Genomic DNA, 20,298 nt, shown 5'->3' on the forward strand with positions numbered 1-20,298 from the left:
ATAATAAATAGAATCAAATCCCAGCCAGTTGTTTTTAGCTGGGATTTTTACCATTTGCAATGATACAATCTTTGCACAAATTTGTGATCTGCTCTCACTTTCTGCCTTGCAGAAACATGGCAGTTAAACTTTAGGGCAGTGTCCCGTTCAAACAATTAAGGTAATAGCATGAGCAACGAATTAAAAACTCAAGTTGTTGTACTAGGCGGTGGTCCTGGTGGTTACTCTGCGGCATTCCGCGCTGCTGACTTGGGCTTAGAAGTTACATTGGTAGAATCTCGTGAAACATTAGGCGGCGTATGTCTTAATGTTGGTTGTATTCCTTCAAAAGCACTTTTACACGTAGCTAAAGTGATTGATGATGCAGCTGAAATGTCATCTCATGGTGTTACTTTTGGCGCACCAAAGATCGATCTTGACCAAGTTCGTACTTGGAAAGATTCTGTAGTTGGCCAGTTAACTGGTGGACTAGAGGGCATGGCTAAAATGCGTAAAGTGAAAGTTGTATCTGGTTACGGCAAATTCACTGGCAGCAATACTTTAGTAGTTGAAGGCGAGAAAGACTCTACAACTATCACGTTTGATAACGCGATTATTGCAGCAGGTTCTAAACCAGTTAACTTACCTTTCATCCCACAAGATGACCGTGTAATTGATTCAACTGGCGCGCTAGAGCTTAAAGATGTACCAGAAAAACTACTTGTACTTGGTGGTGGTATTATCGGTCTTGAAATGGGTACGGTTTACCGTGCACTAGGTTCTGCAATTGATGTTGTAGAATTTGCTGACCAATTAGTTCCAGCAGCTGATAAAGACATTATCAAAATTTACCAAAAATACGTAAGCAAAAAATTCAACGTAATGCTTTCAACTAAAGTTGTTGGTGTTGAAGCTAAAAAAGATGGCTTATACGTAACGTTTGAAGGTAAAAACGCACCAGCAGAACCTGTACGTTACGACAAAGTGCTTGTTGCAGTTGGCCGTACTCCAAACGGTAACTTACTTGATGCTGAAAAAGCGGGCGTAAACGTTGATGAGCGTGGCTTTATTAATGTTGATAAGCAATTACGTACTAACGTAAGCCATATTTTTGCAATTGGTGACTTAGTTGGCCAGCCTATGCTTGCGCATAAAGCGGTTCATGAAGGTCATGTTGCTGCAGAAGTTATTTCTGGTCAGAAGCATTTCTTCGACCCTAAATGTATTCCTTCGATTGCGTATACTGACCCAGAAATCGCTTGGGTAGGTGTTACTGAGAAAGAAGCAAAAGAGCAAGGCCTAAAAATTGAAACTGCGGTATTCCCGTGGGCAGCATCTGGCCGTGCTATTGCATCATCTCGTACTGAAGGTTCTACTAAACTTATTTTTGATAAAGAAAGTGGCCGTATAATCGGTGGTGCTATGATCGGTATTAACGCGGGCGAAATGCTTGGCGAAATCGGTTTAGGTATTGAAATGGGTGCTGATGGTGAAGACTTAGCGCTTACTATTCATGCTCACCCTACATTGAATGAATCAATCGGCCTTGCAGCTGAAATTTTTGAAGGTTCGATCACTGACTTACCAAACAAAAAAGCAGTTAAAAAGAAGTAATTTAACTTTTTAGCATTTGTTTGAAAAACCCAGCTTCGGTTGGGCTTTTTTATGTCTGGTTTTTAATTTAAGAGATGTTGAATTAATTCAGTGATACCAATCTGCTTATATATGGGGTCTATTTAACGTTAAGAAAATTACGCTAGAACTAGGCAAAAGTTTTTGTATCTAGTTGTTCTAAATAAAAAATTTTTAACGACGTTATAGTGCAATTTAATTCGTTAAATTGATCAAAGATTTATGCAGGTTGGTATGACTATAAATATAAGATTAAATAGCGATAAGTCGTTACAATGCGCGCTTAATTAATTGAAGGTAAATACAGTGAAAAATTCAGTTTTAGCATTACGCGCTCAACAAATAAGTGAATCCCGTCGAGAGTTTAATGCTCGAGGCGGTAAATTAGATCGCTGTGAGCAATGCTTAATAGCTAAGCACTACTGTATTTGTAAAGGTGTTGAGCATGCAGATTGTAAAGCAGCTGTGTGCTTATTAATGTATCACAATGAAAGTTTTAAACCTTCTAATACTGGGCGCTTAATTGCTGAAATAGTGCCAGATAACCACGCCTTTAGGTGGGACAGAACAGACCCTAATCCAGCGCTTTTGGCTTTAATAAATGATTCACAATATCAGCCAATGGTAGTATTCCCTGCTGAAGATGTAGAAGAGGGCAGGGCCATTACCGAAATAAGTATTGAAGAGGGTAAAAAACCGCTATTTATATTTTTAGATGGTACCTGGCGTGAAGCTAAAAAAATGATTCGCAAAAGCCCATACTTAGATAACTTGCCTATACTTTCTGTTACTGCTGATAAACTATCCGATTACCGATTACGTGTTGCCCCTCATGCGCATCAACTAGGCACTGCTGAAGTGGCTATTATGGTGCTAGCGCTTGCGGGAGAAATGGATGCATCTTCTAAATTAGAACAGCATTTTATTAAGTTTCGTGATGCGTATTTGCTTGGTAAGCGCAATAAAGGTCGACCGCTAGAAGAGTAGTTTTACGCAGTTAAGCGAAAGCTTGCTGCTCTTTTAAGTGAGCAAGTGCTTTATTTTGAATTGCTCTGAAGCCTTCTTCAGATGTTAATTGTAAAACCGTATTATATAATTGGCTTACGCTATTGTGAGCCTGAATAAACGAGGTGCAGTCCTCACCAATCATATCCTTAGCCTCTTCGACTCGCTTTAAAAAGTAACAGCTAATATCGGTTTTTCCCTTAAAGTGAGTAGTCGCAATAGCGTTTGCTATTCTATTAAGCTGATAACTAAATTCATCAGGTCGAGAACCCTCACCCCATTTACTAATAGAAATATCGCTTTCTAACTGGATAATTACGTTAAGTATGTTTTTAAACTCACTCATTGGCATATTTAAAAAGTTATAACCTTTGGGGCTAAATAAAGCTTTATACGGATTTTCGTTGGGAGTTTGGGCACTAAAAACACCAATTGGTTTTGCTGTACTTGCGTCTGATACTTTACATAAAAAGGTATTGCTTTGCGGCATTTTAAAATTCATATCCATTGAGTATTTATGATCCTTGCGTTACTTAGTTATCGGCGCAATTAATGAAAAACTTAGCGAAATTTAAAATATTAATAAAGTATTTGAAGGTATTAATATTGATTAGCTGGGATGCAGTATTACCCTGCAAAAGTTAGTGGTAGTTGCTTAGAGCTTTACTAAACCCAAATTTTAGGCAAAGAAAAGCGCGCTCTATCTCTAGGCGCGCTTGCGGAATCTTCTAATTTTCTGCATCCTGCAATTGAACTTAATCAACTCCAATTTTTACTAATCCATGTTTATTACTATATTACTTTTTAGTTCTATGTAATGTAGACCATCCGGGCCTGTATCCTTAAATTCCTAAACATCCTGTAGGGTAAATACTATTACCAAATCCTTAATTACACTTCCTAGTGTATCCCTATTTTAACCAATCCATTGTGTTGCCTTAAAGGCCTGTCCATTTATTCCTTAAACATCCTGTTAAACAACTTAGCCGTGTTGTTATCCTTTTCGCATCTTCCTGACGCTGTCCTTTTTACAACATTGCGTTGTGATACTCATCCTGAGCCTGTCCTAAAATCCGTGTTGTCCTGGTAACCTAATCATTGGTTGGTTGAGTAAGCAGTCCATTTCCTTTTACTCAATAAGCGTCATTGCTTGGTTGATGCGTAAATTATAGTGCAATAGAGCAACTAAAATAGGGATAAAACTACATTCAATTAGTATTTACGCAATAGTAATAATGTGAAAGCTCAATTAATACAGGTGCTTAGGTTGTTTTTGTGTGTTTTTTATCTTGATTATTACTCATTAGCTGTCACATCCGTGAGACATCTCTTACACTGCATTTCCTTTTTGGGCGTTATTTACATATTTACATTTATTTAAAGTGTGCACTTTTTGAATGAGCGCGGTAGAATTCGATGATAATAACAATTATTTAGGTGAAATAATGAAGACAGTATTTACACTTGTTTTAGGATTAGCAGCATCGGCACCAGCCTTTGCAAGTGACGTTGTTAATATCTATTCTTTTCGTCAGCCGTTTTTGATTCAGCCAATTTTAGAAGATTTTACAAAACAAACGGGAATAAAAACCAATGTTGTTTTTGCTAAAAAAGGGTTAATTGAGCGTGTTAAACGTGAAGGTAAACATAGTAAAGCCGATTTAGTATTAACCTCTAATTTTAGTGCGCTTATTCAATTAGAAGATTTAAAATTAACACAAACTATAAAAAGTGACAGTGTAAATAATAACGTGCCTGCAGCTTTTCGTGACGGTGATGGCCAATGGGTCGCGCTTACTAAGCGAGTGCGTAATGTGTATTCATCAAAAGAGCGAATTGGTGCGTTACCTAAGCTCACTTATGAAGATTTAGCAGATCCTAAATACAAAGGACAAATTTGTACGCGTTCTGGCAAACATCCATATAACTTAGGTTTAGTGGCTTCTATGATTGCACACCATGGTGAAGCGCAAACCAAAGAGTGGCTTGAAGGTGTTAAGGCTAATTTAGCACGTAAACCTCAAGGTAACGATCGTGCTCAAGTTAAAGCCGTTAAAGAAGGTTTATGTAACTTGGCATTAGGTAATAGTTACTACCTTGGTAAAATGCTAGAAGATAAAGAACAAAAAGGTTGGGCTGAGGCCGTAAATATTAACTTTCCGAATCAAACTAATCGTGGCTCACACATAAATGTTTCGGGTGCGGTTATTACCAAATATGCTAAAAACCCTGAAAATGCATTAAAGCTCATAGAATATATGACCGACAGCAAAGCACAAAACATGTATGCCTCATTAAATATGGAGTATCCAGTTAAGTCGGGTGTTGAACTATCAAGTTTGGTTGCGTCTTGGGGGAGTTTTAAAGAAGACAGCTTGCCACTTGATGAGATTAGTAAATATCGTCCGTTAGCGCTTAAGCTAATTGATGAGGTGAAGTTCGATCTTTAATGACTAATAAATTTAAGCTGTCTAAATGGCAGCTCTTTGCGTGGTCGACTGGCTTAATTCTATCGGCCCCGTTGTTTTTTCTTCTTTTTGAATCTCTACAAGGTAGCTCTGAGGTGTTTTCTCACCTGTGGGATACCGTGCTTTGGGATTACATAACCAATACCGTATTGCTTGTTTTAGGTGTTTGCGTCCTTAGCTGCGCCATAGCTTTGCCACTTGGATGGCTAACGGCTTACTGTAGTTTCCCGGGTAAAAAACAGTTTGAATGGGCACTTATGCTGCCCCTTGCTATGCCCACCTATATTATTGCCTATGTATACACTGATTTATTAGATTATGCGGGCCCGGTGCAAATAGCGCTGAGAGAATGGTTTGGTTGGCAATCGCCTAATGACTATTGGTTTTTTGATATACGTACATTACCCGGCGCCATCGTTATGATTGCCTTGGTGCTTTATCCGTATTTATTTTTGATTTTTAAAACGGCTCTTCGCGAGCAGTCATTCAAATTAGTACAAGCTAGCCAGTTAATGGGATTATCTCCTTGGCAAAGTTTCTTTAAAGTAAGCTTAGTACTCTCTCGTGGGGCTATTGTGGCGGCTCTTGCGCTTATAAGTATGGAAACCATGGCTGACTTTGCAACAGTGAGTTATTTTGCCGTAAGTACATTAACGACTGCCGTATACGATACGTGGTTTGGTTATTACTCACTTACAGCGGCAGCTAAAATATCGGGTGTGATGTTATTACTGTTATTTTTAGCATTAATGGCAGAGCGCTTTAGTCGTCGTAACCAAGCTGTATTTGAGCGCCAATCAAGTGTAAATAGTGAATCTCTCTATGTATTAAAAGGAAAGTCAGCTTGGCTCGCAACGGCATTTTGCAGCTTTATTTTATTTATCGCGTTTGTAATCCCTATTGCAGTACTTATAAATTACGCCATTACCTACTTTGATAAAGCATGGAATGTAGAGTTTTTTAGTTACGCTTGGCAAAGTTTAAAAGTGGCTGGGGTTGTGAGCCTAATAACGATTACGTTGAGTGTTTTTGTCGTTTTTTATCAGCGTGTGGCAAAGCAAGCGTATCCGCTTATTCCCGGGCGTTTAGCAAGCACAGGTTATGCGTTGCCAGGAACTGTACTCGCTATTGCGGTTTTATTACCGCTTACGTTATTAGAGAACACCATTAACACAGCGCTCGAGCCGTATAATTTAGATATTGGCTTGCTGCTTACAGGTAGCATTTTTACTATTATTATTGCTTATATTGTTAGGTTTTACGCCATTGCACACGGAGCAATTGAGTCGAGTTTTTTACGTATTAGCCCATCACTTGATATGGCAAGCCAATCAATGGGTAAAAGCCAAGGACAAACACTGCGTTTAGTGCACCTACCTTTACTGCGAAGAGGATTGCTTACTGCTGCGTTATTGGTATTTATTGAGTGCATGAAAGAACTGCCGGCTGCGCTATTGCTCAGACCGTTTAATTTTGAAAGCTTAGCTACTCATGTATTTCAGTATGTGAGTGACGAGCAGTTAGAGCTTGCTTCTATATCGGCATTATTTATTGTTATTGTTGGGTTTATTCCTTTGTATTTTATTAATCGTTCTATGGAGCAGCGTAGTTAAATGAGTAGTTTAATTTTACAAGGCGTGAGCTATCACTATAACGGCACAAAGGTTATTCACGATTTAGATTTAACGGTGGGTAAAGATGAAATTGTTTGTCTACTCGGAGCGAGTGGGTGCGGCAAAACGACCACGTTAAAAGCGATTGCAGGTTTAATTGAAGCTAAGCAAGGGTCTATTTTTATAGACGGTAAATTAGTGAGTGATGAGCAATCGTTTGTCTCGCCTGAGCACCGTAACATCGGCATGATGTTTCAAGATTATGCATTGTTTCCGCATTTAACTGTAGCAAATAATATCGCATTTGGGCTTAGTAAAATGAGTAAAGCTCAAAAGCAGCAACGCGTTGATGAAATGCTTAAGCTGGTACATTTAATTGGCTGTGCCGACAGGTTCCCGCATCAGTTATCGGGTGGTCAACAGCAGCGTGTAGCTATTGCTCGTGCATTAGCTTATAAGCCTAGTTTATTGCTACTTGATGAGCCCTTTTCAAATATCGACACACAAGTACGCTTTGAATTAATTGCCGATATACGTCGAATTATTAAGGCAACCCAAGTATCTGCTGTGTTTGTTACACATTCAAAAGAAGAGGCGTTTGCCTTTTCAGATACACTTGCCATTATGCATCGCGGTAAAATTGAGCAACAAGGCACGCCTGAGCAGCTTTTTGCAGCTCCATGTTCAAAGGAGGTTGCAGAGTTTCTGGGTCAAGGCATATACTTGAGCGCAGAAGTATTAACAGCAACTGAATATAAAACACCATTTGGTTTAGTCGAGTCCTATGTTGAGAGTAAGCAAAACGTAAGCGTAGGGCTTATATATGTGCGCCCTCATCAAATAGAATTAGTGGCAGATAACCAAAGTGACAAACTCAGCAAGCGAGCTACAATCATAAGTCGTCGCTTTATTGGTTCGGCGTATGTTTATTCACTTGTTATTGATGAACAAGAAATTGAAGTTGCTGCACAATATGGCCAGTCATTTGAAAATAATGAGCAGGTTATAATAAAAATAAAACCTCACACGGTGAATTTTTTCGAATCGTAATTAATTTGTTATTCGCTGTGTTTTTATCTATAAAACTAAGGAATAACAATGGCGCAAGCGCAATCAGGGATTTGTGCTGAAGCAAACTTACACGGTTTGCACTTATTTTTTAATGTGTTTGATGGTCAAGATGAATCACTTCGCGCAAAGTTAAAACAAGTAAGCGCTATTGAAGAAGAATTTAGCGATCAATTTTCAGAATCAATGCTCTCTTGTATGGTTGCTATTGGTGCGCAATATTGGCCGCATATCCTCCCTGAATACATCCCAAGCGAATTACAGAGCTTTCCTAATATAAACCATAGCGATCATCAAATGAGCGTACAACCGTGCGATTTATTTGTGCAAATTCGCTCTGACCGTGAAGACGTTAACCATTTATTTGCGCTGCAAATTTTAAAACTATTTGCCCCCGATGTTGAGCTGGTGGAGCAAATTCGTAATTTTCGCTTTTTAGATGGTCGTGATTTTAATGGTTTTATTTATGGTGGCGACACCGCACATGGAAGAAAAAAGCGCGCTACGGCTTTAATTAGTAACCCTGGCAATTTTGAAGATCAGGGGAGTTATATTCATGTACAGCGTTATAAGCATGATTTAACTATGTGGCAGCACTTATCATTGAGCGAGCAAGAACAAATAATGGGACGTACGCGCCTTGATAACACGCTAATTACCCCTGCGATCGAAACCAGCCATGCTTCACGTAGCGAACTAAAAGACGAAGACGGACAACCGCTATTATTAAATCAGAGCATGCCTTATGGCGATGTGTATGAGCAGGGAATGTTATCAATTACATGCGCTTGTACGGGCACCGCATTTGAAAAAGTACTTAATAGTCGTTTAGGGGAAGGGGATTGTTACGACCACTGGCTTGATTTTACTCAAGCCGATATGGGTTCTGCTTTCTTTGCGCCTTCAGTCGGGTTTTTAAAACAAATTTAGTTTGCTATTAAACCGTATCAAATAAAATGCGAACACGTTCAAGTGTTACATCTATTTCAGATATTTTAGCAGGAGCGATAAAAATAGTATCGTCGCCTGCAATTGTTCCTAGTACGCCATCTGCTTTACCTAATGAATCTAATAAACGAGCGATAAGCTGAGCGGCGCCTGGACTGGTACGAATAATGATCATCATTTCGTTGTGCATAATATCGATTACTAATTGGCGTAATGGACTTTTAGCCGTAGGTACACCCATTTCAGCAGGTAAGCAGTAAACCATTTCTTGTTTAGCGTTACGTGTGCGTACAGCACCAAATTTACTTAGCATGCGCGATACTTTACTTTGGCTTATATTGTCAAAGCCTTGATCTTTTAATGCATCAACTATTTCGCCTTGAGAGCCAAAATTTTCTTCTTTTAATAGTGATTTAAATGCTTTTACCAGTGCTTCTTGTTTATCTTGTGGTTGCATAGTCTTTATTCGTTTTTGTTATTTATGCCGCAAATTCTACACAAAAATGAATAATTATGCAGCAGTTGTTTAGTTAACTTGCCAGTTTGATGCGTTAAATCACAAAAGTTTACGACTATGGTCGAAAATATACTTGAAATAGACAGGATAAATTTGTTTTTAGTCGCTAATTTCATTATCTTAAGAGCCACAAATGTTTCCTACCTCAAATTACGGAGAATTCCAATGAAAGTTGCTGTATTAGGTGCTGCAGGCGGTATCGGCCAAGCGTTGTCTTTATTATTAAAAACAGGCTTACCAGCTGGCTCTGAATTATCACTTTATGATGTTGCACCAGTAGTACCAGGTGTTGCGGTTGACCTTTCTCACATCCCAACAGATGTTAAAGTAGCAGGCTTTGGCGCAGACGAATTAAACAAAGCGCTTGAAGGCTCTGACATCGTTCTTATCCCAGCGGGTATGCCACGTAAACCAGGTATGGATCGTGCTGATTTATTTAATGTAAATGCTGGTATCATCAAAACTTTAGCAGAAGGCATTGTTGCCAGCTGTCCTAAAGCGTTAGTAGGTATTATTACTAACCCAGTAAATGGCACAGTTCCAATCGTTGCTGAAGTATTCAAAAAAGCAGGTACTTACGACGCTAAACGTGTATTCGGTATTACTACGCTTGACGTTATTCGTTCAGAAGCATTTGTTGCTGAACTTAAAGGCGTAGACGTAGCAACTGTTAAAGTACCAGTAATTGGTGGTCACTCAGGCACAACTATTCTTCCTCTACTTTCTCAAGTTGAAGGTGTTTCTTTCACAGATGAAGAAGTTGCTGCACTTACTCCACGTATCCAAAATGCGGGTACTGAAGTTGTAAATGCTAAAGCAGGCGGTGGTTCAGCTACGCTATCTATGGGTGCTGCTGCAGCTCGTTTTTGTATGTCTTTAGTTAAAGGCCTACAAGGTGAGGAAGTTGTAGATTACGCTTACGTTGCTGTTGAAAATGGCGATGCAGAGTACTTTGCACATCCAGTACGTTTAGGTAAAAACGGCGTAGAAGAAATTCTTTCTTACGGCGAACTAAGCGCATTTGAAACAAAAGCAAAAAATGACATGCTTGAAACACTGAAAAAAGACATCAAAGAAGGTGTTGATTTCATGGCGTAATAGCCAAAGTAGAATAACAAAAAAGCCTGCATTTGCAGGCTTTTTTATTGCTCAGAATTAATTTCACACTGTGTAACTGGTTAAAACTAGTGGTCGCGGTCAACCGCAATACGGGCAAGGCTTATGAGTGCTTGCTTATAGTCAGACTCAGCTAAAAAGTCTAAACAGGCAATAGCTTTGTCAGCTTCAAGCTCTGCTTTTTGCATTGTAAATTCAAGCGCATTAGTTTGCTTTAGTGCCGATAAAATTTCTTCTAAATGCTCCATACCATTACTGTGCTCTATTGCATCACGAATAAGCTGCGTTTGCTGCTCGCTACCATGTTGCATAGCATAAATAAGTGGAAGCGTTGGTTTGCCTTCAGCTAAATCATCACCAATGTTTTTACCCAACTGCTCAGCATCTGCATTGTAATCGAGTACATCGTCTACTAGCTGAAACGCAGTACCTAAATGCATACCATATAGGTTTAGCGCATCGAGAGTAGTTTGGTCTTGCTCAGTAATAATGGCAGCAAGGCCTGTCGCTGCTTCAAACAACTTAGCTGTTTTAGAGTAAATAACCTGCATATAACTGGCTTCGGTCGTATCTGGGTCGTTGCAGTTCATTAACTGCAATACTTCACCTTCAGCAATAATGTTTGTTGCATCGGCAAGTATTTGCATAATCTGCATTTTTCCAAGACCAACCATAAGCTGAAATGAACGAGTGTAAATAAAGTCACCAACCAATACGCTAGCAGCATTACCAAATTCAGCATTTGCTGTAGGCGTGCCACGTCGTAAGTTTGATTCATCTACAACATCATCATGCAATAGCGTTGCTGTATGAATAAACTCAACAATTGTTGCAAGTGTTATGTGATCTTTACCCTGATAACCGAGCGCTTTGGCTGCTAAAATCGCGAGCATTGGACGAACGCGTTTGCCGCCACTGCTAACTATATATAAACCAAGCTGATTAACTAACGCCACATCTGAGCGCATTTGCGCATGTATAAGTTGATTGACGTCATTCATATCGCTTTCGATTAACGCCTGGATAGCTTTTATATCCATTGATCTCCGAGCCAATTTTTATGTGTGAACGGCGCAGATTGTACAACAAAAAATGCACTAGCTCGATATTTTGTGACGATTGATTGAAAAAACACTATTAAAGTACTTAATTTAGACTGAATTAGCCAAGATAACTGATTAATTGATAATCAATATACAGTTTATGGTGTGCTTAGATATTAAGCTGTGAGGGTCATATTTGAGTACATTAATTTATTTCGACTAAGAGTTAAAAAGCGCTTGGCAAAAGGGCTAATTAATATAAAATGGGGTAAATATTGAATTGCTCTCAAAGCAGCTACTTTTTATTCATTTTAATTACAAAATAGGCTTGCTAGTTATTTCGCGTTAGCGTAAACTTCGCGCCCTATCGAAGAATATTTTAGTTGCGCCGATTTGAGGGTGCACAGACGGAGTTAATTATGTACGCGGTTTTCCAAAGTGGTGGTAAACAGCATCGTGTGACTGAAGGTCAAACGATTCGTCTTGAAAAATTAGACGTTGAAACTGGTGCGGCAGTAGAATTTGATTCAGTACTTTTAGTTGCTGATGGTGAGAAAATCGAGATCGGTGTACCGTTCGTAAACGGTGGCAAGATAACAGCTGAGGTTGTTTCACATGGTCGCGGTGAGAAGATTAAGGTTGTTAAATTTAGACGCCGTAAGCATTCTCGTAAGCAAATGGGCCATCGTCAATGGTTCACTGAAGTTAAAATCACTAGCATTAGCGCTTAATTAGAGGTACTTAGAAATGGCACATAAAAAAGCAGCTGGTAGTACTCGTAACGGTCGCGATTCAGAAAGCAAACGCCTAGGTGTTAAGCGTTTTGGTGGCGAATCAGTTCTAGCGGGTAGCATCATTGTTCGTCAGCGTGGAACTCGTTTCCACCCTGGTACTAACGTAGGTATCGGTAAAGACCACACTATCTTCGCAAAAGCAGATGGTAAAGTTCAGTTTGAACAAAAAGGTCCTTTAAACCGTAAATACGTAACTATCGTAACTGAGTAATCAGTAAGGTAGTTAAAAACCCCGCCTTTGCGGGGTTTTTTGTTTTGTAGTCAGTCAAAATATATACCCAAGCCTGCATTTGTGTTGGCTTGGGTATATAATAGAGTTATTAAACAAGCCAATCCCTAAAGTGAGTAATCATGAAGTTTGTAGATGAAGTAGAAATTCGCGCAGAAGCTGGAGACGGTGGCAGCGGCATCGTGTCTTTCCGTCGTGAAAAATATGTTCCAGATGGTGGACCAGACGGCGGTGACGGTGGAGACGGTGGTAGTGTTTATCTACAAGCTGATGAAAACTTAAATACCCTAATTGATTATCAGTTTGAGCGCTTTCATAGAGCTGAACGTGGTACTAACGGTCGTAGCCGTAACTGTACAGGCCGAAAAGCCGATGACTTATTTGTTATGGTGCCTGTAGGCACGCGCATCATGGATGTTGATACCCAAGAGGGACTTGGCGACTTAACTCAAGATGGTCAACGAATTTTGGTTGCAAAAGGTGGTTTCCACGGCTTGGGGAATGCACGTTTTAAATCAAGTACTAACCGAGCACCTCGTCAAAAAACATTGGGCACACCCGGTGAAGTACGTAACTTAAAGTTAGAGTTACTATTATTAGCTGATGTAGGCTTACTAGGATTACCAAATGCAGGTAAATCTACGTTTATCCGCAGTGTATCTGCAGCAAGACCAAAAGTAGCTGATTACCCATTCACGACGCTTATTCCTAATTTAGGTGTGGTACGTCCAGAAGCAAATAAATCATTTGTTATAGCCGATATTCCGGGTCTAATTGAAGGTGCATCTGATGGTGCAGGCCTAGGTATTCGCTTCTTGAAGCATTTAGAGCGTTGTCGTGTGTTATTGCACATTATTGATGTAATGCCGGTAGATGGTTCAAACCCTGTTGATAATGCATTCTCGATTATTAACGAGCTACACCAATACAGTCCTAAATTAGCTGAAAAACCACGCTGGTTAGTGTTTAATAAAATAGATTTATTACCAGAAGATGAAGCAAAAGCGCTATGCGAAGCGATTGCAGAAGAGCTGGGCGAAACTGAAAATATTTATCACATTTCAGCAATTAATAAACTTAATACTCAACCTTTAATCCACAACATAATGACACTACTTGATAGCATGCCTAAAGAGAAGTTTGTACAAGTTGAAGATGAAGAAGTTGAATTCAAGTGGGATACCTATCATGAAAAAGCCACTAAAGGTAAAGGCAATGATGATGATTGGGACGACTGGGATGAAGATGATTACGACGTAGAAGTTGTCTACGAGCGTTAATTAAATAGAATTTATTAAAAAGGAGCTTATGCTCCTTTTTCTTTGTTTAAGAATAAAGTACTAGGTGTTTATTATGATAATTTCAATGATTGCAGCAATGGCAAATAACCGTGTAATTGGCCTAGATAATAAAATGCCATGGCATTTACCTGCGGATCTTCAGCATTTTAAAAAAATAACTACGGGTAAACCTGTGATCATGGGTCGTAAAACTTTTGAGTCAATAGGCCGTCCTTTACCTGGGCGTCGTAATATTATTATTACTCGAAACAGCGAATATACTGCACAGGGTATTGAAGTGGTAACTACACCAGAGGCCGCACTAGAACTAGTTTGTGCTGTTGAAGAAGTAATGATTATTGGTGGCGGTAATATTTATGAGCAATTTTTACCAAAAGCAGAACGCTTGTATTTAACCTTTATTGATTTAGATATTAAAGGCGATACACAGTTTCCTGATTACAATAAAGTTGCTAATTGGGACGTGAAAGAAGAGCAAGAAAACCTTCCTGATGAAAAAAACAAATCTAGTTATAAATTCGTAACTTTGTATAAAGAACATTAACATTATTGCGTAATTTTTGATAGATTGATATAATATTTGATAGTCTATATAAGAACAAAGTATTATAAAGGGTTTGTCATGTTTAAATTACCAAAGCTAGTTGCACTTACTGCTGTTGTCGCTGTAAGTTCTTTTTCGTATACAGCACCTGCAAATGCTGAAGATCAATTAGCAGTATCTATTTGTGAATATATTGCGGCAGACGATAAAAACCGATTACGCAGCAAGCTTAAAAGCTCTCGTGTAAAAATTCGTAATATTTATGATGCAGTACAATGTAATGGTAATAACTTATTACGCCATGCTGTTGCTAGTAATGCAGTGGATACTGGTGAGTATATAGTTAAAAACTTATCAAAAAGTGCTCTAACAGATGGTGCTGATATTGCTTGGGCTGAAGGCAACTTTGCTAGCTCACCACTTATTGCAGTAATTAAAGATCGCGCTGGTCTTTAATTATAAAAAGGTTTTATAACTCTACCTTCAGTAAGGTATTGTTAAATATTGATTAGTCTGAAGTTGTTATTAATAACAATCTCAGGCTTTTTTATTTAGCTAATGTAATCTCACCCCTAACAAAATCATTAATAAGTTCACTATTTACCTATCTATTTTATATTCCTAAAGTGTAGAGTCTTCATTTTAAAAGCAGCTTCAAATTTACTTCTTCAAAAGAGGTAACTTTATTCAGCTGGTATCTATTTTGTATCTGCTAGTTTATTTACAAACTTAATCACTAAGGATAGATATGAAAGCTGTAATTCCAGTAGCAGGCTTAGGGACGAGAATGCTCCCTATGACAAAAGCTATTCCAAAAGAAATGCTCCCTATAGTTGATAAACCTCTAATTCAATATATTGTCAGCGAATGTGTATCTGCCGGTATTAAAGATATTGTATTAGTTACACACAGCTCTAAAAATGCAATCGAAAACCATTTTGATACAAGTTACGAGCTAGAAGCTACTCTTGAAAAACGTGTTAAACGTGCTTTATTAGATGAGATTCGCTCTATTTGTCCGCCTGATGTCACCATTATGAGTGTACGCCAAGGTGAAGCTAAAGGGCTAGGGCATGCTATTTTGTGTGCTAAGCCAATAGTTGGTGACGATAACTTTATAGTGCTCTTGCCAGATGTGATACTTGATGCTTATACAGCGGACCAAAAAACTGAAAACTTAGCGGCCATGATTAAACGCTTTAAAGAAACTCAAGCAAGCCAAATAATGCTTGAGCCGGTAGCTAAAGAAGACGTTAGTAAATATGGTATTGCGGATATTAATGGCGTTGAGTTAATGCCAGGTAAAAGTGCTGCAATTAAAGCTATGGTTGAAAAACCTGATGCAGATTTAGCACCTTCAAATCTTGCTGTTGTAGGGCGATATGTACTGAGTAAGAATATTTGGCCTCTACTCGCAAAAACGTCTGTAGGTGCTGGCGGTGAAATACAACTTACAGATTCTATTGACGCATTAATGGCACAAGAAACCGTTGAAGCATTCCATATGAGTGGTCGCTCTCACGATTGCGGAGATAAGTTAGGCTATTTAAAAGCAATTGTAGAGTACAGCATGCGGGATAAAAAGTTAGGTAATGACTTTTCTCGCTTTATAAATGATTTGAATTTACCTTAACTACAGAGCAATAAATTTTATGAAAACTATAGAAGCTAAAATAGTTTTCATAAAATGTAGTGAACGCGGTCTACAAACCTTTGCTAGACTACTCTGAGTTACTAAGTTAGTTACACTTTACCTACACTGTAATAGGTTACGTAGTATGATTGTTACTTATTCTGTATTGATCTTTTAAAGGAACCACCATGATTGAGCAAGGCCAAGAATTACCATCGGTTACGTTAACGCAATTAACTGACGACGGTATGCAATCTCTTACAAATAAAGAGTTGTTTGAAGGTAAAAAAGTCGTGTTATTTGCAGTGCCAGGTGCATTTACACCAACGTGTTCAAATGCACATTTACCTGAATTTATTACTCTTGCTGATAAAATTAAAGCAAAAGGTGTTGATGCTATTTACTGTGTATCTGTTAATGACGCATTTGTTATGAAAGCATGGGGCGACTCGCAAAACGCGCAAGAAATTACCATGCTTGCTGATGGCGATGGAAGTTTCACTAAATCGTTAGGGCTTGATAAAGATACCGCTAGTTTTGGTGGTTTACGCTCAACGCGTTACGCTATGATTATTGAAAATGAAGTAGTAACTGGTTTATTTGTAGAGCAAGACAAAGAGTTTGTTGTAAGCCGCGCAGAATCAGTACTAGAGAAGCTATAACAGTAATAAAGTGTAGGTTTTAGCTTTAATTAATCAGCTACTTACTATTTAAAAACCGATGTTGGAAACAACATCGGTTTTTTATTTACGGCTCAAACTTTAAATTACGGTTGGTATTGTCCGCTAAGTGTTAAACCAGAGAAAGTGCTATAAGCGTTAACACTCAAGTGCCAAGTACCTGCTTGTGGATTGGTAAATGTACATGTTTCTGCGTTGCCATTTTTATAAGGGCGACAATCGTACGTAGTGGTTGTTGGTTGGCTGCCATATTTTACAAATAAGTCTGCATCGCCACTTCCACCCGACGTTGTTACTGTAAACGTACTCATTCCTGCAGGTACATCTAACGTGTAATGTTTCCACTGACCAGTATTGGCTGTCACATCGCTTATAGTGCCGCCGCCAGCTTGTGGAGTGCCTGTACCGCCACCAGACGATGAACCACCAGTAATATTACCTACCAAGCTCACAGCTGAATACGCAGAGTAGCCGTTAAGCATTACGTGGTAAGTGCCTGCTGTAGGGTTATCAATAGAGCACTCTTCGCTATTACCGCCTTTATAAGGGCGACAGTCATAGGTAGTAGTTGTAGGTTTACTGCCCGCACGTACGTATAAATCAGCATCACCAGTACCACCACTCATAGTGAATGTTACGTTAGTTGCACCGCTTGGTACTGTCATCATGTAAAATGCTTGTGCATTTGCAGCCCCACTTAAACCTGTTTTAGCTTCACCATTAATAAGCTCGCTATCACCGCCTGTAGGCGGAGTGGTGCCGCCACTTGCTGCTGCAACAGCTGCGGCTGCATCAACAATACCCGTACCACAGCTAGTACATGTCGCAGGGAACGAACGGGTTGTTGATTTTAAAATACTTTCTATTTCGTCAGGCGTTGCATCTGGTTTTGCTTGCTTAATAAGTGCCGCAACACCTGCTACGTGAGGCGCAGCCATTGATGTACCTTGCGAATAACCGTAACTGTCGCTTGAAGGTGTAGACGAACCTGAGTTATAAGTTGATAGAACACCTTCTGAGTCGTTTGCAAAGCTTTGCGCGCCACCCGGTGCTGCAACATCAATATTGCTACCGTAGTTTGAGTAATAAGCTCGGCCGCCATTACGACCTACTGATGCTACGTTTACTACACCATTACAGTTACCTGGGTTGTAGTTTGCTGAGTTATCGTTATCGTTACCTGCAGCAATAACTACCACAGTGCCGTTACTACGTGCTGTGTTAATTGCATTTTGAGTTGTCGAGCTACATGAACCGCTGCCACCTAAACTCATATTAATTACATCAGCAGGGTTTGAGTTAGCAGGAATACCTGAAACACTTCCACCAGATGCCCAAATAATACCATCTGCAATATCAGAGGTTAAACCACCACACTTACCAAGTACACGAACAGGCACTACTTTTGCGTTATAAGCTACGCCTGCAACACCTTCACCGTTATTGGTTACCGCAGCAACTGTGCCGGCTACGTGGGTGCCGTGCCAGCTAGAGTTTTGTGCACCGTTAGTGCCACATTCATTCGCAGCAACTGCATCACCAGGATCACGTGCATCGCTATCGCGACCACCGCCATCGTTAGCTACCGAAAGGTTAGAGATCATATCGTAACCTGGTAAAATGTTAGCATTTAAATCGGCATGTGGGCGGTAACCCGTATCTAGTACAGCTACAACTACACCGCTACCCGTTGCGGTATCCCATGCAGTAGGTAAGTTTAAACCACCGGCTTGCTCGTAGTAATGCCATTGGTCATCAAAGCGAGGGTCGTTAGGAGTTGAAAACGGCTTTAACATTTGATCCACTTCAATGTATTCCACATTGCCTGAATCAACCATTTCTTGCATAAATTCTTGCGCTTCTGCTGTACTTAATTTTTTATCAGCACGCATTACGTGATGGTTATTAAGTGCCATTGCACGAATGTATTTTGCTTTTACTTTGCCTTTTTTAGAAGCGAAGTTTTTAACAAAGCTTTGTGCGCGCTTTTTCATGCTAGACGGGCTTGCGTCTGCAGTTGAGAGGCTCGCCATTTCGTTATTATTTTTATATTTAATAATGAACTGAGTTTCGAAACTGCCTTGGCTTTGTAGTTTAGCCGATGTTTCAGCCATTGAACTTGAAACTGATTGAGCCATGCCAGATGTTGCTGCAAAAAGCGTACTAACTGTAATTGCAATTGCGCATCTTTTAAAAGTTTTACTAGTTGTCATAATTATCCCTAGATTTTTATTTATTATTTCGTGATATAAGATCACGATGCGGGAACAAAAGTAAACGATCTGTTAACTAGGTTAAAATATCAATTTATTATGTACCTCTTTCATTTAGTTATAACCCAGGTTTTTAGCGGTTTACTCGTTGTTTAGTATTTGTCATATAAATTAAAAATAAGCATAAAGGGTTGTTTTATTGTGAGGGTAATTATTCCCTACTTATTACTGATGCGTTTTTGTTGTGTTATTACTAATAATTCAAATGCTGCGTTGTTAGCTATTAAACTTTGCTATAATCGAGCAAATTTTTTAATGAGATAAATAAATGACCCAAGTAGATGTAATTGTAATAGGTGCGGGAGCAGCAGGATTAATGTGTGCAGCGCAAGCTGGATACCGTGGCCGAAGCGTTACAGTACTTGATATGGGGAAAAAACCAGGTCGTAAAATTTTAATAAGTGGTGGTGGGCGTTGCAATTTTACAAATGAAAATGCAACCCCGGATAACTACTTATGCACAAACTCTCATTTTGTTAAATCATGCTTAAGTCGTTATACACAGCATGACTTTATTGAGCTGGTGGACAGACATGGCTTGGCGTATCACCATAAAACACTAGGCCAGCTTTTTTGCGATAACAATGCACAAGACATTGTTGATATTTTACTAACCGAATGTGAGTGGGCCGGAGTAAATATAAAGCTACGCAGTGAAGTGATCAGCGTATCAAAAACCGAAACCGGCTATAGCGTTACCACAGAGCAAGAAACATTAAGCTGTGAGTCGTTAGTTATTGCATCGGGTGGCTTAACCATGCCAAAACTAGGGGCTACACCAATAGGCTATAAAATTGCAGAGCAGTATGGCTTAAGCGTGTTACCAACCATGGCAGCACTTGTACCATTTACTTTGCATCAGCATGATAAAGAGCGTTTTGAAGGGCTCTCGGGAATTAGTATCCCTTGTGAAGTTTCAAGCGAAGACGGCACCGTATTTAAAGAAAATATCCTCTTTACTCACCGAGGGTTATCGGGCCCTGCAATATTGCAAATAAGCTCATTTTGGCGAGCAGGGCAGGCTGTCACTATAAACCTGCTACCTGAAATTGATTTAAGGCAACAACTTGCTGATTGGCGTGAAACACAAGCCCAAAAGTCGTTAAAAAACAGCCTTTCGACTATTTTACCTAAACGCTTTATAGAAATACTGCATGAAAGCAAAGCGATACCAGATTGTAATATTAATCAGCTTACACATGCCCAAATAGATGAGTTAGTTAATTACATTCATGCGTGGCAAATTAAACCCAATGGCACAGAAGGTTATAGAACAGCAGAAGTAACATTGGGCGGTGTAGATACCGACGAGTTGAGCTCAAAAACCTTTGAAGCTAAAAAAGCTAAAGGCTTATATTTTATAGGTGAAGTAACCGATGTAACGGGTTGGTTAGGGGGCTACAATTTCCAGTATGCTTGGAGCTGTGGATTTGCTTGTGGGCAGTACGCTTAAGT

The 20,298-nt window shown here is 39.3% G+C and carries 19 protein-coding genes; 15 read left to right on the forward strand and 4 right to left on the reverse strand.

Annotated features, from left to right (window positions below):
- The first annotated feature begins 168 nt into the window (after positions 1-168).
- Together lpdA and I6E72_RS07080 are read left to right on the forward strand one after the other, a co-directional pair.
- On the forward strand, positions 169-1,593 hold the full coding sequence (gene lpdA, locus I6E72_RS07075; protein WP_007586124.1) for a dihydrolipoyl dehydrogenase: 1,425 nt from the start codon (positions 169-171) through the stop codon (positions 1,591-1,593).
- 324 nt (positions 1,594-1,917) lie between these two features.
- Entirely contained in the window at positions 1,918-2,598 is a 681-nt protein-coding gene (locus I6E72_RS07080) for a tRNA-uridine aminocarboxypropyltransferase (RefSeq protein WP_197111615.1), read from the forward strand.
- Positions 2,599-2,608: 10 nt separating this feature from the next.
- On the opposite strand, the gene I6E72_RS07085 is transcribed toward I6E72_RS07080, so the two are convergent.
- On the reverse strand, positions 2,609-3,124 hold the full coding sequence (locus I6E72_RS07085; RefSeq protein WP_007586114.1) for a hypothetical protein: 516 nt from the start codon (positions 3,122-3,124) through the stop codon (positions 2,609-2,611).
- Positions 3,125-4,061: 937 nt separating this feature from the next.
- Here I6E72_RS07085 and I6E72_RS07090 point away from each other — a divergent pair.
- Genes I6E72_RS07090 through I6E72_RS07105 form a run of 4 tightly spaced genes read left to right on the forward strand, consistent with a single transcriptional unit; the run spans position 4,062 to position 8,695 of the window.
- On the forward strand, positions 4,062-5,066 hold the full coding sequence (locus I6E72_RS07090; protein ID WP_024590632.1) for a Fe(3+) ABC transporter substrate-binding protein: 1,005 nt from the start codon (positions 4,062-4,064) through the stop codon (positions 5,064-5,066).
- Entirely contained in the window at positions 5,066-6,697 is a 1,632-nt protein-coding gene (locus I6E72_RS07095) for an ABC transporter permease (RefSeq protein ID WP_033027100.1), read from the forward strand. Before I6E72_RS07090 ends, I6E72_RS07095 begins: the two co-directional genes overlap by 1 nt.
- Positions 6,698-7,747: an ABC transporter ATP-binding protein gene (locus tag I6E72_RS07100; protein ID WP_024593609.1), complete on the forward strand. Its 1,050-nt coding sequence runs from the start codon at positions 6,698-6,700 to the stop codon at positions 7,745-7,747.
- A 48-nt stretch (positions 7,748-7,795) separates the two neighbouring features.
- Positions 7,796-8,695 carry a Dyp-type peroxidase gene (locus tag I6E72_RS07105; protein WP_010553339.1) on the forward strand — a complete coding sequence of 300 codons (900 nt, stop codon included), beginning with the start codon at positions 7,796-7,798 and terminating at the stop codon, positions 8,693-8,695.
- A 7-nt stretch (positions 8,696-8,702) separates the two neighbouring features.
- On the opposite strand, the gene argR is transcribed toward I6E72_RS07105, so the two are convergent.
- Entirely contained in the window at positions 8,703-9,170 is a 468-nt protein-coding gene (gene argR / locus I6E72_RS07110) for a transcriptional regulator ArgR (RefSeq protein ID WP_002957753.1), read from the reverse strand.
- A 225-nt stretch (positions 9,171-9,395) separates the two neighbouring features.
- Here argR and mdh point away from each other — a divergent pair, with 225 nt between their 5' ends.
- The gene (gene mdh / locus I6E72_RS07115) at positions 9,396-10,328 is read left to right on the forward strand and encodes a malate dehydrogenase (RefSeq protein ID WP_007586102.1); all 933 of its coding nucleotides are present in this window, start codon (positions 9,396-9,398) and stop codon (positions 10,326-10,328) included.
- Between the two features lie 86 nt (positions 10,329-10,414).
- Here mdh and ispB read toward each other — a convergent pair whose 3' ends face one another.
- Positions 10,415-11,386, reverse strand: a complete 972-nt coding sequence (ispB, locus tag I6E72_RS07120; protein WP_197111617.1) for an octaprenyl diphosphate synthase — start codon at positions 11,384-11,386, stop codon at positions 10,415-10,417.
- A gap of 422 nt (positions 11,387-11,808) precedes the next feature.
- Here ispB and rplU point away from each other — a divergent pair, with 422 nt between their 5' ends.
- The 7 genes from rplU (at position 11,809) to I6E72_RS07155 (ending at position 16,552) form a co-directional block, all read left to right on the forward strand.
- Complete coding sequence (gene rplU / locus I6E72_RS07125; RefSeq protein WP_002957748.1) at positions 11,809-12,120, forward strand: 50S ribosomal protein L21; 312 nt, start codon at positions 11,809-11,811, stop codon at positions 12,118-12,120.
- Between the two features lie 16 nt (positions 12,121-12,136).
- Positions 12,137-12,394, forward strand: coding sequence for a 50S ribosomal protein L27 (gene rpmA, locus I6E72_RS07130; protein WP_002957747.1), 258 nt, complete (start codon positions 12,137-12,139; stop codon positions 12,392-12,394).
- Positions 12,395-12,534: 140 nt separating this feature from the next.
- Positions 12,535-13,692 carry an Obg family GTPase CgtA gene (gene cgtA / locus I6E72_RS07135; protein ID WP_007586086.1) on the forward strand — a complete coding sequence of 386 codons (1,158 nt, stop codon included), beginning with the start codon at positions 12,535-12,537 and terminating at the stop codon, positions 13,690-13,692.
- Positions 13,693-13,765: 73 nt separating this feature from the next.
- On the forward strand, positions 13,766-14,257 hold the full coding sequence (folA, locus tag I6E72_RS07140; protein WP_024590638.1) for a type 3 dihydrofolate reductase: 492 nt from the start codon (positions 13,766-13,768) through the stop codon (positions 14,255-14,257).
- A 78-nt stretch (positions 14,258-14,335) separates the two neighbouring features.
- On the forward strand, positions 14,336-14,713 hold the full coding sequence (locus I6E72_RS07145; RefSeq protein WP_007586082.1) for a DUF3718 domain-containing protein: 378 nt from the start codon (positions 14,336-14,338) through the stop codon (positions 14,711-14,713).
- 292 nt (positions 14,714-15,005) lie between these two features.
- Positions 15,006-15,890, forward strand: coding sequence for a UTP--glucose-1-phosphate uridylyltransferase GalU (gene galU / locus I6E72_RS07150; protein ID WP_197111620.1), 885 nt, complete (start codon positions 15,006-15,008; stop codon positions 15,888-15,890).
- A gap of 188 nt (positions 15,891-16,078) precedes the next feature.
- Positions 16,079-16,552 carry a peroxiredoxin gene (locus tag I6E72_RS07155; protein WP_165735471.1) on the forward strand — a complete coding sequence of 158 codons (474 nt, stop codon included), beginning with the start codon at positions 16,079-16,081 and terminating at the stop codon, positions 16,550-16,552.
- 104 nt (positions 16,553-16,656) lie between these two features.
- Here the strand turns inward: I6E72_RS07155 and I6E72_RS07160 are convergent, their stop codons facing one another.
- Positions 16,657-18,783 carry a S8 family peptidase gene (locus tag I6E72_RS07160; RefSeq protein WP_197111622.1) on the reverse strand — a complete coding sequence of 709 codons (2,127 nt, stop codon included), beginning with the start codon at positions 18,781-18,783 and terminating at the stop codon, positions 16,657-16,659.
- Between the two features lie 328 nt (positions 18,784-19,111).
- Here I6E72_RS07160 and I6E72_RS07165 point away from each other — a divergent pair, with 328 nt between their 5' ends.
- Positions 19,112-20,296: an NAD(P)/FAD-dependent oxidoreductase gene (locus I6E72_RS07165; protein ID WP_197111624.1), complete on the forward strand. Its 1,185-nt coding sequence runs from the start codon at positions 19,112-19,114 to the stop codon at positions 20,294-20,296.
- Positions 20,297-20,298: the final 2 nt, after the last annotated feature.

It is taken from the genome of Pseudoalteromonas sp. NSLLW24, from assembly GCF_015864725.1.
GTDB classification, from domain to species: Bacteria; Pseudomonadota; Gammaproteobacteria; order Enterobacterales; family Alteromonadaceae; genus Pseudoalteromonas; species Pseudoalteromonas arctica.